The sequence below is a fragment of the Mesorhizobium sp. M0761 genome, assembly GCF_040320205.1.
Lineage (GTDB): Bacteria > Pseudomonadota > Alphaproteobacteria > Rhizobiales > Rhizobiaceae > Mesorhizobium.
Genome location: NZ_JAMYPF010000009.1, coordinates 240720 through 254377 on the forward strand (window position 1 = coordinate 240720; position 13658 = coordinate 254377).

The 13658-nt window shown below is 63.3% G+C and carries 10 protein-coding genes; 6 read left to right on the forward strand and 4 right to left on the reverse strand.

Annotated features, from left to right (window positions below; translation table 11 throughout):
* Positions 1-59: 59 nt before the first annotated feature.
* The 3 genes from guaB to NKI32_RS17585 are packed head-to-tail and all read left to right on the forward strand — an operon-like array spanning position 60 to position 2593.
* Entirely contained in the window at positions 60-1562 is a 1503-nt protein-coding gene (gene guaB / locus NKI32_RS17575) for an IMP dehydrogenase (RefSeq protein ID WP_023734161.1), read from the forward strand.
* A gap of 19 nt (positions 1563-1581) precedes the next feature.
* Entirely contained in the window at positions 1582-2151 is a 570-nt protein-coding gene (locus NKI32_RS17580; RefSeq protein ID WP_352513188.1) for a hypothetical protein, read from the forward strand.
* Between the two features lie 22 nt (positions 2152-2173).
* Positions 2174-2593 (forward strand): MAPEG family protein, encoded by a 420-nt coding sequence (locus tag NKI32_RS17585; RefSeq protein WP_023673032.1) that lies wholly within the window; start codon positions 2174-2176, stop codon positions 2591-2593.
* A gap of 63 nt (positions 2594-2656) precedes the next feature.
* Here the strand turns inward: NKI32_RS17585 and rnd are convergent, their stop codons facing one another.
* The 3 genes from rnd to NKI32_RS17600 form a co-directional block, all read right to left on the reverse strand.
* Positions 2657-3808 carry a ribonuclease D gene (gene rnd / locus NKI32_RS17590; RefSeq protein WP_023708785.1) on the reverse strand — a complete coding sequence of 384 codons (1152 nt, stop codon included), beginning with the start codon at positions 3806-3808 and terminating at the stop codon, positions 2657-2659.
* 75 nt (positions 3809-3883) lie between these two features.
* A complete protein-coding gene (locus NKI32_RS17595) occupies positions 3884-5128 on the reverse strand; it encodes an MFS transporter (protein WP_352513186.1) in 1245 nt (414 codons plus the stop codon).
* Positions 5129-5332: 204 nt separating this feature from the next.
* Positions 5333-6538 (reverse strand): MFS transporter, encoded by a 1206-nt coding sequence (locus NKI32_RS17600; protein WP_352513185.1) that lies wholly within the window; start codon positions 6536-6538, stop codon positions 5333-5335.
* Positions 6539-6650: 112 nt separating this feature from the next.
* Here NKI32_RS17600 and NKI32_RS17605 point away from each other — a divergent pair, with 112 nt between their 5' ends.
* Positions 6651-7409, forward strand: coding sequence for a DeoR/GlpR family DNA-binding transcription regulator (locus NKI32_RS17605; protein WP_352513184.1), 759 nt, complete (start codon positions 6651-6653; stop codon positions 7407-7409).
* A gap of 130 nt (positions 7410-7539) precedes the next feature.
* Positions 7540-9327 (forward strand): aspartate--tRNA ligase, encoded by a 1788-nt coding sequence (aspS, locus tag NKI32_RS17610; protein WP_023682421.1) that lies wholly within the window; start codon positions 7540-7542, stop codon positions 9325-9327.
* Positions 9328-9557: 230 nt separating this feature from the next.
* Here the strand turns inward: aspS and NKI32_RS17615 are convergent, their stop codons facing one another.
* The gene (locus NKI32_RS17615; RefSeq protein ID WP_353003068.1) at positions 9558-10748 is read right to left on the reverse strand and encodes an aq_1923 C-terminal domain; all 1191 of its coding nucleotides are present in this window, start codon (positions 10746-10748) and stop codon (positions 9558-9560) included.
* Positions 10749-11152: 404 nt separating this feature from the next.
* Between NKI32_RS17615 and parC the strand changes: the two genes are divergently transcribed.
* Entirely contained in the window at positions 11153-13405 is a 2253-nt protein-coding gene (parC, locus tag NKI32_RS17620; RefSeq protein WP_352513182.1) for a DNA topoisomerase IV subunit A, read from the forward strand.
* Positions 13406-13658: the final 253 nt, after the last annotated feature.

A 13658-nucleotide genomic window follows, 5' to 3' on the forward strand; every position in this document is an offset into this window, starting at 1 on the left:
CATTTCGGTCCAGCGCTTTTTTGTATTCTCCCGGCGCTTTTCGTATCCGAGGACTGGCCATGGCAAAAATCATCGAAACGTCCACCGGCGCGCTGGCGCTGACCTTTGACGACGTGCTGTTGCAGCCCGGTCATTCCGAGGTCATGCCCGGTGAGACCGACATCCGCACCCGCATCGCCACCGACATCGACCTCAACGTGCCGATCCTGTCGGCCGCCATGGACACCGTCACCGAGGCGAGGCTTGCCATCGCCATGGCGCAGGCCGGCGGCATCGGCGTCATCCACCGCAATTTCTCGCCGGCCGAACAGGCCGAGCAGGTGCGTCAGGTCAAGAAGTTCGAATCGGGCATGGTCATCAATCCGGTCACCATCGGCCCCGACGCCACGCTCGCCGACGCGCTGGCGCTGATGCGCACCTATTCCATCTCGGGCATTCCGGTGGTCGAGAATGGCGGCACCGGCGGCCAGAAGATCGGCCGCCTGGTCGGCATCCTGACCAACCGCGACGTGCGCTTCGCCTCCGATCCGGGGCAGAAAGTCTACGAATTGATGACCCGTGAGAACCTGATCACGGTCAAGGAGAATGTCGACCAGGACGAGGCCAAGCGGCTGCTGCACCAGCACCGCATCGAAAAGCTCGTCGTCGTGGACAAGTCCGGCAATTGCGTCGGCCTGATCACCGTCAAGGACATCGAGAAGTCGCAGCTCAACCCGCACGCCACCAAGGATGCCCAGGGGCGCCTGCGGGCGGCGGCCGCCACCAGCGTCGGCGATGACGGCTTCGAGCGCGCCGAGCGGTTGATCGATGCCGGTGTCGACCTCCTGGTCATCGACACCGCGCATGGCCATTCGCAGCGCGTGCTCGATGCGGTGACGCGGGCCAAGAAGCTTTCCAATTCCGTCCGCATCCTGGCCGGCAACGTCGCCACCGCCGAAGGCACGCAGGCGCTGATCGACGCCGGCGCCGATGCCGTCAAGGTCGGCATCGGCCCGGGCTCGATCTGCACCACGCGCATCGTCGCCGGCGTCGGCGTGCCGCAGCTTTCGGCGATCATGTCGGCGGTCGAGACGGCGCATAGATCCGGCGTGTCGGTCATCGCCGACGGCGGCATCAAATATTCGGGCGATCTGGCCAAGGCGCTTGCCGCCGGCGCCAGTGCGGCCATGATCGGCTCGCTGCTCGCCGGGACCGATGAAAGCCCGGGCGAGGTCTATCTGCACCAGGGCCGCTCCTTCAAGGCCTATCGCGGCATGGGCTCTGTCGGCGCAATGGCGCGCGGCTCGGCCGATCGCTACTTCCAGGCCGAGGTTCGCGACACGCTGAAACTGGTCCCGGAAGGCATTGAAGGGCAGGTGCCCTACAAGGGACCTGTGTCTGGCGTGCTGCACCAGCTTGCGGGCGGGCTAAAAGCCGCTATGGGTTATGTCGGTGGCCGCGACCTTGCCGATTTTCGCGAACGCGCCACCTTTGTGCGCATATCCAACGCCGGACTTCGTGAAAGCCACGCCCATGACGTCACGATTACCCGCGAAAGCCCGAACTATCCTGGCGGAGCCTGACCGGCAGCCAGAGCGGTACATGCTCTGGCGCCACCAGGCGACGATCGTGCTGCGGCTGGCGCGCCATGCCGGCGCGCTGTGCTTTGCCGCCGCGGCGGTTTTCATCATCATGACGCTGCTGGAATTCTTCTATTTCCGCCGGCTGAGCGGTGGCCTGCCGTCGCTCGACGTGCGCCTTGGCGGGTTCACGCCCGACGAGGGCATGGCCTGGCTGACGGCACTCGGCCGACGCGGCAGCGAGATCATCCTGGTCTGGCACTATTTGACTTTCGACCTTCTCTTCCCGGCGCTGCTGTCGCTGACCATGGTCAGCCTGATCCTGGCAACCGGGCGGCGGCTGAAGATTTTTCGTGCCATGCCGGTGCAGCTTCAGGCGCTGTTCGCGCTGGTCATCGTGCTGCCCTACACGTGCGCCGACTACGCCCAGAACATTGCGGTGGCGCGGCTTCTGTCCGATGCGCTGTCGGCCAATCCGGATTCGCTCTCCTTGGCCTCGTCGCTAATCGTCACCAAATTCGCGTTTCTGGCGATACCTGTCGCCGTCATCGCGGTCTTGATCCTTGCCGCCCAGCGGCGTCCACAGGCATGAACCACAGAGCAGGGGCAACGCCATGAGCCAGACCGCGATTTTCTGGCCGATGCTGGCGCAGGTGTTGCTCGTCTATATCGTCTATGTCGTGATGGGCCGGCGCCGCTACGGCGCGGTCAAATCGGGCGAGGCCAAGGTCGGTCAATACAAGGTGCGCACGACCGAGCCCGGGTCGAGCGTCACGGTTGCCAACAATCTCATCAACCAGTTCGAACTGCCGGTGCTGTTCTATGTGCTGTGTCTGGCGCTGCACGCGACCAATGGCGTCAATTATCTGACCCTGGCCTTGATGTGGATTTTCGTGATTTCCCGCTATGGCCACGCCTGGGTCCACCTCACCAGCAACAATCTGCGGTTTCGCAGCCGCGCCTTCTACGTCGGCGCGATCATTCTCTTGCTGGCATGGATCTGGTTCGCGCTGCACCTGCTCGGAGCGGTGTAAGGCAGTTGTTTACCCTCCCCCTTGTGGGGAGGGTCGCTCCGCGCAGCGGAGCGGGGTGGGGGTCTACAAATCGAACACCGCGATCTTGCGCTTGTCGAACTTGATGCCGATTTCGCCGCGCACCAGCTTCAGTGCGGCTTCGCCGAACACCGTACGCCGCCATCCCTGCAGCGCCGGCACGTCTGCGGCTTCGCCTTCGGCGGCAATGCGGTCGATGTCATCGCTGGACGCAAGCACTTTCGAGGCGACGCCTTCCTTCTCGGCGACGATCCTCAACAGCACTTTCAACAGCTCGGAGGCGGCATTGGAGCCTTCGGGCGGCTGAAAGCTCTTGGGCAGCTTCGGCATCTCTTCGCGGGGCAAAGCGAGCGCCGTGTTGACCGCGCCAAGCAATGCGGTAGCCGTCGACGAACGCTCCCAGCCTTTCGGCGTCGTGCGCAGCTTGCCCAACGCTGCCGCATCGCGCGGCGCCTGCTGGGCGACCTCGTATATGGCGTCGTCCTTGAGCACCCGGCCGCGCGGCACGTCACGCTCGCGCGCCTCTCGTTCGCGCCATGCCGCCACCGTCTGCACGATCGCCAGCTCCTGCGGCTTGCGCAGCCGCATCTTCAGCCGCTTCCAGGCGTCTTCGGGGTGCGGATCGTAGGTCTCGCGCGAAGTCAGCACCTCCATTTCCTCGTTTAGCCAATGGGCGCGGTTTTCCCGCTCCAGTTCGGCGCTGAGATGCTTGTAGACGTCGATCAGATGGGTGACGTCGGCCAAGGCATAGTCGAGCTGCTTGTCCGACAGCGGCCGGTGGCGCCAGTCGGTGAAACGCGAGGATTTGTCGAGCCGTGCGCCGGTGATGCGCTGCACCAGCTGATCGTAGGAGACGCTGTCGCCGAAGCCGCAGACCATGGCCGCGACCTGGGTGTCGAACACCGGATGCGGCACCAGATCGCCGAGATGGACGATGATTTCAATGTCCTGGCGCGCGGCATGGAAAACCTTGACCACCGCCTCATTGGCCATCAGCCGGAAGAACGGGGCGAGGTTGATGTCGGGCGCCAGCGGATCGATCAGCGCGGTGACGCCGGGCGCCGCCATCTGGATCAGGCACAGAATCGGCCAGAATGTCGTTTCGCGGATGAATTCGGTGTCGACGGTGACGAAATCCGACTTTTCAAAAGCGGCGAGAACGGACTCGAGCTCATTTTGGGTGGTGATGACGTGCATCAAATCGCTTTTTAGTAACGGGTAAGGTTCTCTTTCAATTTCAGCCATGGGCGCTTTCGTCAAGCCGCCCTTCGGTCAAGTATCAGCCGATCCGTCGGAATCGCCATTTCTGCGCGCCAGCCGCGCGAAGACGGTTGATGTGCGCAGCAGCGCCGTGAAGCGGCTGCGCTTGCCCGCCGGCACGCTGCCGCGCACCTGCATGCGGTAGAGAATGACGGCGATGAGGGTGGCGTAGACGACTGCGCTGAAGACAAACAGGGCGCCCGGTCCGAAATGTTGCATCACTGCGGACGCCGCGAAGGGGCCACCAATGGCGCCGAAGGAATAGAACAGCATCAAGGCGGCGTTGATCAGCACGAACTCGCCCTTGTCGGCGCGGTCGTTGGAATGCGCCGCCGACAGCGAATAGAGCGGCATGGCGAAGCTGCCGAAGATGAAGACGATGATCAAATTGAGGGTCGGATCGGCGCCGGCGACGAAGACCAGCGCCAGCGCGGCGAACATGGCGCCGCATGTCGTGGCCAAAAGCACCGCGCGCCGATCCCAGCGGTCGGAGAGGTAGCCCAGCGGATACTGGATGAGGGCGCCGCCGAAAATGCCGACGCTGACGAAGGTGACGACATCGGCCACCGACATGCCGATCTGCTCGGCATAGACTGGCGACAGCGTGCGGAACGCGCTGTTGGTGACGCCGACGCAGATGCAGCCGAAGCAGCCGAGCGGCGAAATCCGCCAGACGCGGGCGAGATCGAGCTTGACGTCTTCCGGCGGCGTCGGGTTGGAGCGGTCGCCGAGCGACACCGGAACCAGCGACAGCGTGATCATCATCGACATGATGGCGAAGATGGCAAAGCCGCCGGGGCCGAAGATCGGGATCAGGAACTGCGCGCCGGTTACCGAGCCGATATCGACCATGCGGTAGACGGCGAGCACCCGCGCACGATCCTTGTTTTCGACGCCGGAGTTCAGCCAGGCTTCCATGACGGTGAACAGGCCGGCAAAGCAGAAACCGCCGGCAAAGCGCACCGCGCACCACATCACCGGATCGATGATCAGCACCAGGAGCAGCGTACTGGCCGCGGCGATGGCGGCGAGCGCTGAAAACGTCCGGACATGGCCGACTGCCTTGAGGATGCGGGTGACTGCGAGGCAACCAAGCAGGAAGCCGGCGAAATAGAACGTGCCCATCAGGCCGATGTCGGAGGCCGAAAACCCTTCCTGCGCGCCGCGCAACGCGATCAGCGTGCCCTGCAGCCCGTTGCCGCCAAGCAGGATGCCGGCGGCGATGAGGAGCGGGATCAGCGGGCGGATGGAGGACATACGGAACCGTTGCTTAGAGCATGATCCCGAAAAGTGGGAACCGGTTTTCGGAAAAGATCATGCTTCGAGAAAGAGTTGGATGAGTGTGACGATCGACGAAACGTCATACTCGTCCAGGTGGCTCCACAGTTCTGAACCATCGGTGTGGCCAATGCCAGTGGCTTGTCCCGCCGCCAACAGGTGTGTGGCTTCAAGTGCGGCCGTTCAAGCTCCGTCGGCCCTCGCCAAAGCTTCGCTCGCCGGCGCAGGCTTGCCCCGGGCAACCCTTCGGCCAAGCGAGCCGGCGGTCAGCAGGCTGAGCATGATGAACGGGATGCCGATACCGAAGGCCGAGCGGATGCCCCAATGGTCGGAGACGAAGCCGAGCAACGGCGGGCCGAGCAGGAAGGCGACGAAGGAGATCTGCGACAGCGCCGCGACATTGATTGCCGCGGAGCGGTCCGTGCGTTGGGCCGCCGCCGAGATCGCCAGCGGAAAGATCGCGCTGCTGCCGATGCCAAGTAGCGCAAAGCCCAGCATCGATACGAGCGGGGCAGGCGAGAAGAAGACGAGCAGCACGCCCACCGCCATCGTCGCCAGCAGCACCCGCGCCACGACGCTCGGCGAGTGGCGGTCGACAAAGTAGTCGGCAAAGAAGCGCGTGCTCGCTTGCGAGAATGCAAACAGCGCCACGGTGAAGCCGGCGACGAAAGGGCCCGCATCGAACACGGTGCGCATGTAGATTGCCGACCAGTCGATGCTGGCGCCTTCCATCAGCATCGCCGACAGTGTCACCGCGACGAGGACGAGGATCGGCAGCGTCGGCCGCGCCAGCCTTGGCGCCGTCTCGTCATTGCCGGCGAAGCGGCTCGGCGCCGGTTCGTAACCGCCGAGAAACAGCGCGATTCCTGTCGCCACCATCGGTACGACAATCGCCAGGTGCAGTTGCGGCGAAATGCCGAGATGCGCAAGCGCGGCGCCGAACAGGCCGGCGCCGAAAAAGCCGATGCTCCAGAACGAATGCGCCCGGTTCATGATCCGGCGCTTGAGCAGGAATTCGGTTCTGTCGGCCTCGACATTGAGAATGATCTCGACGCTGCCGATCATCAGGCCGACCGGAAACAGCATCAGGAACAGCGCAAGCGGCCCAGGCGCATGCACGGCAATGGCAAAGACAACCGACAAAAGCGGCACCAGCCCGAGCAGCGCGCGGCGGAAGCCGATGCGCTCCAGGATCGGCGCCGCCAGCGTCAGCGCGGTCAAGGTGCCGATTGGCGTCCCGATCAGGCTTAACCCGAGCGTGCCGTCCCCGATGCCCATGGCGTGCTTGATGTCGGGCAGCCGCGGGAAGATTTGGCCCATGGCGAACGAATAGATCGCAAAGCCGGCGTAGACCCGGTGTTGCGGAGCGAGGCGGAGGCCAAAGGTCATGACGATGCTTTCAAGGCAAGAGAGTCGACGGTTGTCACTGTTTGATATCCCTACATCTTGCACAAACATGCAAATCGTGCAAGAACGTGCATGAAGAAAACAGGATCATGCAATGCTGACCGATGAGCGGCATCAAATTATTCGCGATCGCCTGGCCGTCGAGGGAAGGGTGCTGGCCGGCGAGCTGGCAGGCCGCTTCGGCGTTTCGGAAGACACGGTTCGCCGCGACCTCAGGGAGTTGGCCAAGGCCGGGCAGTGCCGCCGCGTCTATGGCGGCGCGGTCGCGGCCGCACCCTTCGCGGCCACGCCGGTCGGCCTGCGCGCCGGCCATGCGGTCGAAGAAAAGACGCGGCTGGCCCGCGCGACCGTGGCACTGCTTTCGCGCGGACAGACCCTGTTCATCGACAGCGGCTCGACCAATGCCGCGATCGCCAGGGCCATCCCGCGCGACATCGATCTGACCGTCGCCACCAATTCGCTCGAAATTGCCTCCGTCCTGTCAGACAACGCTTTGGTCGAACTGATTGTGCTGGGCGGGCGGTTCGACCGCCATCTCGGCGCCTGCGTCGGCGCCGACACGCTTGCCGCTGTCGCGCAACTTGGCGCGGACCTGTTTGTTCTCGGCTCCTGCGGCCTCGATGCGTCGCGCGGCGTCACGGCCTTCGATTCGGCTGAGGCCGAGGTAAAGCGGGCGATGGCCAAGAACAGCGCAGGCATCGTCATCGCTGTAACCAACGACAAGCTAGCCACAGCCGCACCCTACCGGGTCGCCAGGCCAGAGGCGATCCGCCATCTCGTGGTCGAAAAGACCGCGCCGGCCGCAATCCTCGCCGACTTCGAGCGTCAGGGCGCCGAAATCCACTTCGCTTGAACAATGGGCCTGCGCCCGATCGCCCGGCTTGCCTTGACAAATCCGGCCTCCCATGCGCTTTTCGCGCAAATTTTGGACCGTGCTTTGATGCTCGGGCCACAACCCAGCACCCCGGAATTTTGACATGACAATGCATCGTTACCGCAGCCACACCTGTGCCCAGTTGAGAAAGAGCGATGTCGGCTCTTCGGTTCGCCTGTCGGGCTGGGTGCATCGCGTGCGCGATCATGGCGGCCTGCTGTTCATCGATCTGCGCGACCATTACGGCCTGACCCAGATCGTCGCCGATCCGGATTCGCCCGCCTTCAAGGTGGCCGAGACGCTGCGTGGCGAATGGGTGATCCGCGTCGACGGCGAGGTCAAGGCGCGCCTGCCGGACACCACCAACGCCAACCTGCCGACCGGCGAGATCGAGATTTTTGCGCGCGAGATCGAGGTGCTGTCGGCAGCCAAGGAATTGCCGCTGCCGGTGTTCGGCGAGCCCGACTATCCCGAAGACATCCGCCTGAAGTACCGTTTCCTGGACCTGCGCCGCGAGACGCTGCACAGGAACATCGTGGCGCGCACGAAAATCATCGCCGAGATGCGCAAGCGTATGACCGATGTCGGCTTCACCGAATTCTCGACGCCGATCCTGACGGCCTCGTCGCCGGAAGGTGCGCGCGACTTCCTGGTGCCGTCGCGCATCCATCCCGGCACCTTTTACGCGCTGCCGCAGGCGCCGCAGCAGTACAAGCAGCTGATCATGGTTTCGGGCTTCGACCGCTATTTCCAGATCGCGCCCTGCTTCCGCGACGAGGACCCGCGCGCCGACCGTCTGCCCGGCGAATTCTACCAACTCGACCTCGAAATGAGCTTCGTCGAGCAGGACGACGTGCTGTCGACCATGGAACCGGTGATGCGGGGCGTCTTCGAGACTTTCGCCAACGGCAAGCCGGTGACGCAGACATTCCAGCGCATCCCGTACGATGTCGCGATGCGCAAATACGGCTCCGACAAGCCGGACCTGCGCAACCCGATCGAGATGCAGGCCGTCTCCGACCATTTCCGCGATTCCGGCTTCAAGGTCTTCGCCAACATCCTGGCCAACGATCCGAAGGCCGAAGTATGGGGCATTCCGGCCAAGACCGGCGGCAGCCGCGCCTTCTGCGACCGCATGAACTCGTGGGCGCAGGGCGAGGGCCAGCCGGGACTGGGTTACATCTTCTGGCGCAAGGAAGGCGACAAGCTTGAAGGCGCCGGTCCGCTGGCCAAGAACATCGGCGAGGAGCGCACCGAGGCGATCCGTCAGCAGCTCGGCCTTGCCGATGGCGACGCCGCCTTCTTCGTCGCCGGCGATCCGAAGAAGTTCGTCACCTTCGCCGGTGCCGCGCGTACGCGTGCCGGCGAAGAACTGAACCTTGTCGACCGCGAGCGCTTCGAATTGTGCTGGATCGTCGACTTCCCGTTCTTCGAATGGAGCGAGGAGGAGAAGAAGATCGACTTCGCCCACAACCCGTTCTCGATGCCGCAAGGCGGTATCGACGCGCTCAACGGCGACGACCTGCTCGGCATCAAGGCCTTCCAGTACGACATGGTCTGCAACGGCTTCGAGATCGCCTCTGGCGGTATCCGCAACCATTTGCCGGAAACCATGGTCAAGGCGTTCGAGACGGTTGGCCTCGACCGCGCCACGGTGGAAGAACGCTTTGGTGGCCTTTACCGCGCCTTCCAGTATGGCGCCCCGCCGCATGGCGGCATGGCGGCCGGCGTCGACCGTGTCGTCATGCTGCTGGTCGGCGCCAAGAACCTGCGAGAGATCACCATGTTCCCGATGAACCAGCAGGCCTACGATTTGTTGATGAACGCGCCTTCGGAAGCCTCGCCGCAGCAGTTGCGTGATCTGTCGCTGCGTGTCGCGGCAGTGAAGAAGGACTGACGGCAGCGTTGAAGCTGCCCTTTCTCCCCGTCTCTATACGGGGAGAAATGTCCGGCAGGACAATGAGGGGCAGCACGCATGCAGGCGATTGGCGAACGGCCTTAGCAGTTGGCGCCTTCTGACAATCGGTTCAGCATCGAACTACAATTTGCAGGCGTTGGCGCCGCCCCTCATCCGCCTGCCGGCACCTTCTCCCCGTATAGTGACGGGGAGAAGGGGGCGAACTTCGATCAGTCTTCGTTGGCCTTGACGTGGACGCCCAGCGTCTTGGTCAGGTCGGCCGGGTTGGACATGGCGCCGGCCATGATCAGCGCGAACGGCACCGCTGCGGGCGGCTCGGCCGAAATCTCGAGGCTCTTCGGATCGTCGAGATACTTGCTCACCGCGGCCGTCACTTCGGCGGTCAGTTCGGGATTGTTGAGCTGCGCCATGCCGAACGGCACGATCGCCTTGGCCTGGTTGGCGATGTCCTTGCCCGACATGCCCTGCTGCTTGCCGACATACTCAAGCACTTTGCCGGTGAGCGAATCGTCGTCGAAGCGGATCGATGCGCTGTTGAAGGAGAGCTGCTGCAATAGTCCGAGCAGGGCCATGCCTTGCGCCGAATTGTCGGCGCCTTCCGGCTGCGCCGCCATCTTCTTCTGCATCTCCTGCAGCGACTTGACGAAGTCGACCGTGTAGCCGCCGAGGCCGAAGGTCATGCCGAGCGTGCCGGCATTCTCGACCGAGATGTCGTATTTCGACAGGTCCATCTTGCCGTCGCTCGGCTGCCAGGTGCCGCCGATTTCGATATTGCCCGAGATGTTCTGGTAGCCGAGGGCCTCGATGGCTTCCTTGGATTTCGCATCGTCGACCAGGGTCAGGTCGGCGTTGAACTTTTCCGTGGTGGCGGAAAACTCCATCGCCTTGCCGTCGGCCGGCGGCGTGATCTGGACAGCAAGCCCATCCACCGAGAAGGCGGTCTTGTCGGCAACCTTGACCGTCAGGTTTTCGAGTTCGGCCGACTTGTAGATCATCATCGAGCCGAGCGGGCCTGTAGCGCCCTCAGCCGGGATGTTGGCGTCGTGGATGACGAAGGGGGTGAGGTTGAGCGTGACGCCGTCCTTGCTGTGCTGGAGGGCCGAAGTCGTGATGGTCGCGACATCGAAGCCGCCATTGGCTTCGGTCACGCCTTCGAGCTTGACGTCGCCGATCGGCAGCGCCTCCTTTTCGGCCGCCGGTTTGACCGACACGCCCTGCAGCACCATGCTGGAATTGTCGCCGGTAACGCCGGTCCAGGTGATATCGACGCCCTGGACGGCAAGTGCGGCCTTCAGTCGGTCGGCAACCGCCGTGTCTTGCGCAAAGGCGGCATTCAGCGGCAGCGTCAGCAAAAAGGTCGAAAAAGCAAGTTTCTTGAGTGTCGAACGTTGGATTGTCATCGCGAGTTCCCTGAGAGAGTCCTGAAAAAGTGTTTTCTCAATTCTACGCCATCACCATTCCGTGACGAACTGGACGGGAAAAAGGCGCTTTCCCGCAGAGTTGTCGAAAATCACGGCGAAAGGCAAATCGGAGCGGGAGCCTTCGCCCGATGCGGTGAATATGTCATGAAGGTCGGGCTCCCCTGCGTACCGTCTCCTGCCTTAGAGAGGGCGTGTAACAGATTGATGTTGGTTGGCAACAGCACTGCTACCGCTGCTGTTGCACAGGGACGGCAAGGGGGGACATGAAGTCCGTCACATCCATTGTCGGACCTTGAGCCGCCCTCGTCAGCCCAAAGGCTGCAAAGTGCGGATTTCCGCAGCCCCGCCTTGCCGCGAATCACCCGCTCGGCTAGTCCAGCCGCATGGGAAAAAGGATTTTGCCGCCTGAAAATGGCGGCGGTGACCACATCGAACCGGTCGATCTGAAGAAGGCGCTGGAAGAGCGCTATCTCGCCTATGCGCTGTCGACCATCATGCACCGGGCGCTGCCTGACGTGCGCGACGGGCTGAAGCCTGTGCATCGCCGCATCATGCATGCGATGCGGCTGCTCAGGCTCAACCCCGACCAGGGCTTTGCCAAATGCGCCCGCATCGTCGGCGACGTGATGGGCAAGTTCCATCCGCATGGCGACCAGTCGATCTACGACGCGCTGGTGCGCCTGGCGCAGGATTTCTCCATGCGCTATCCCCTCGTCGACGGGCAGGGCAATTTCGGCAATATCGACGGCGATAATGCCGCCGCCATGCGCTATACCGAGGCGCGCATGACCGAGGTGGCGAGCGATTTGCTTGCCGGCATCACCGAGGACGCCGTCGATTTCCGGCCAACCTACAACGAGGAGGACGAGGAGCCCGTAGTGCTTCCCGGCGCCTTCCCGAATCTGCTCGCCAACGGTTCCTCCGGCATTGCGGTTGGCATGGCCACGTCCATCCCGCCGCACAATGCCGCCGAGCTTTGCAACGCAGCGCTGCAGCTGATCGAGCAGCCGGACGCGCCGGTGACAAAGCTGATGGAGTTCGTCCAGGGGCCGGATTTCCCGACCGGCGGCATCATCGTCGACAGCCGCGCATCCATCCTGGAGGCCTATGAGACCGGCCGCGGCGGTTTTCGCGTGCGCGCCAAATGGGGCCAGGAGGATCAGGGCAGGGGCACCTGGAGCATCGTCGTCACTGAAATCCCCTACGGCATCCAGAAGGCCAGGCTGATCGAGAAGATCGCCGAGCTTTTGATCGCGCGCAAATTGCCGCTGGTTGAGGATGTCAGGGATGAAAGCGCCGAGGACGTCCGCATTGTGCTCGTACCGAAGAGCCGTTCGGTCGATCCCGGCATTCTGATGGAATCGCTGTTCAAGCTGACCGAGCTCGAAAGCCGGTTTCCCCTCAACATGAACGTTTTGTCGCGGGGCAAGGTGCCTAACGTCCTGTCGCTGAAGGGCGTGCTGAAGGAGTGGCTCGACCATCGGCGCGATGTGCTGATCCGCCGCTCGAAGCATCGGCTTGGCGAGATCGAGAAGCGGCTGGAAATCCTTGCCGGCTACCTGATCGCCTATCTCAACATCGACGAGGTCATCAGGATCATCCGCGAGGAGGATGAGCCCAAGCAGGTGATGATGGCCCGTTGGTCGCTCACCGACACCCAGGCCGAAGCCATCCTCAACATGCGGCTGCGGGCCCTGCGCAAGCTGGAAGAGTTCGAGATCCGCAAGGAGTTCGACGGTCTCACCACCGAGAAGAAGCAGATCGAGGCATTGCTCGCATCCGACGCCAAGCAATGGTCGACGATCAAATGGGAAGTCACGCAGGTGCGCGACAAGTTCGGCCCCGAGACCGAACTCGGCAAGCGCCGCACCCAGTTCGCCGACGCGCCGGAGCACGATCTGACCGACATCGCGCACGCCATGATCGAGCGCGAGCCGGTCACCGTGGTGGTCTCGGAAAAGGGCTGGCTGCGGGCGATGAAAGGCCATCTGGCCGACCATTCCACGCTCACCTTCAAGGAAGGCGACAGCCTCAAGCTCGCCTTCCATGCCCAGACCACCGACAAGATCCTGGTCTTCACCACCGGCGGAAAATTCTACACCATCGGCGCCGACCGGCTGCCGGGCGGCCGCGGCCATGGCGAACCGATCCGCATCATCGTCGACATGGACAACGACCAGGACATCGTCACCGCCTTCGTCCACGACCCGAAGCGCAAGCTGCTGCTCGTCTCCTACGATGCCAATGGTTTCGTCGTGCCGGAGGAGGAGGTCGTCGCCAATACCCGAAAGGGCAAGCAGGTGATGAACGTCAAGGCGCCCGACGAGGCCAAGGCCTGCGTCCCCGTGTCAGGCGATCATCTCGCCATTGTCGGCGAGAACCGCAAGATGCTGGTGTTTGCGCTCTCCGAAATTCCGGAGATGGGCCGCGGCAAGGGCGTTCGCCTGCAGAAATACAAGGATGGCGGTCTGCTCGACCTGAAACCTTTCACGCTGGAGAGCGGCCTGTCCTGGCAGGATTCCGCTGACCGCACCTTCGTCAGGTCGCGCGAAGAGCTGGCCGAGTGGATCGGCGCGAGAGCGTCGGCCGGACGGATGGTGCCGAAGGGATTCCCGCGGACGGGGAAATTTGGTTGAAGCTGCTGATCTCCCCCCAAGTGGGGGAGATGGCCGGCAGGCCAGAGGGGGGCGCTGTCCCGCCAGCGCATCAAATGGTCATGGCTCGCCACTCGGTCGCAACTCTTGGGTCTTCAATGTCGGGTGCCAGGCTGGCGATCCTTCGCGCCCCCCTCTGTCCTGCCGGACATCTCCCCCACAAGGGGGGAGATTGGCAGCTTCACCAGCCATTTGGACTATCGTCACGATTGCGGCACTATGACAGTGCACAAAC

What these genes read in the sequence shown, in the direction of transcription:
- guaB (WP_023734161.1), top strand. Translation starts at nt 60, where the DNA reads ATGGCAAAAATCATCGAAACGTCCACCGGCGCGCTGGCGCTGACCTTT.
- NKI32_RS17580 (WP_352513188.1), top strand. Translation starts at nt 1,582, where the DNA reads ATGCTCTGGCGCCACCAGGCGACGATCGTGCTGCGGCTGGCGCGCCAT.
- NKI32_RS17585 (WP_023673032.1), top strand. Translation starts at nt 2,174, where the DNA reads ATGAGCCAGACCGCGATTTTCTGGCCGATGCTGGCGCAGGTGTTGCTC.
- rnd (WP_023708785.1), bottom strand. Translation starts at nt 3,808, where the DNA reads ATGCACGTCATCACCACCCAAAATGAGCTCGAGTCCGTTCTCGCCGCT.
- NKI32_RS17595 (WP_352513186.1), bottom strand. Translation starts at nt 5,128, where the DNA reads ATGTCCTCCATCCGCCCGCTGATCCCGCTCCTCATCGCCGCCGGCATC.
- NKI32_RS17600 (WP_352513185.1), bottom strand. Translation starts at nt 6,538, where the DNA reads ATGACCTTTGGCCTCCGCCTCGCTCCGCAACACCGGGTCTACGCCGGC.
- NKI32_RS17605 (WP_352513184.1), top strand. Translation starts at nt 6,651, where the DNA reads ATGCTGACCGATGAGCGGCATCAAATTATTCGCGATCGCCTGGCCGTC.
- aspS (WP_023682421.1), top strand. Translation starts at nt 7,540, where the DNA reads ATGCATCGTTACCGCAGCCACACCTGTGCCCAGTTGAGAAAGAGCGAT.
- NKI32_RS17615 (WP_353003068.1), bottom strand. Translation starts at nt 10,748, where the DNA reads ATGACAATCCAACGTTCGACACTCAAGAAACTTGCTTTTTCGACCTTT.
- parC (WP_352513182.1), top strand. Translation starts at nt 11,153, where the DNA reads ATGGGAAAAAGGATTTTGCCGCCTGAAAATGGCGGCGGTGACCACATC.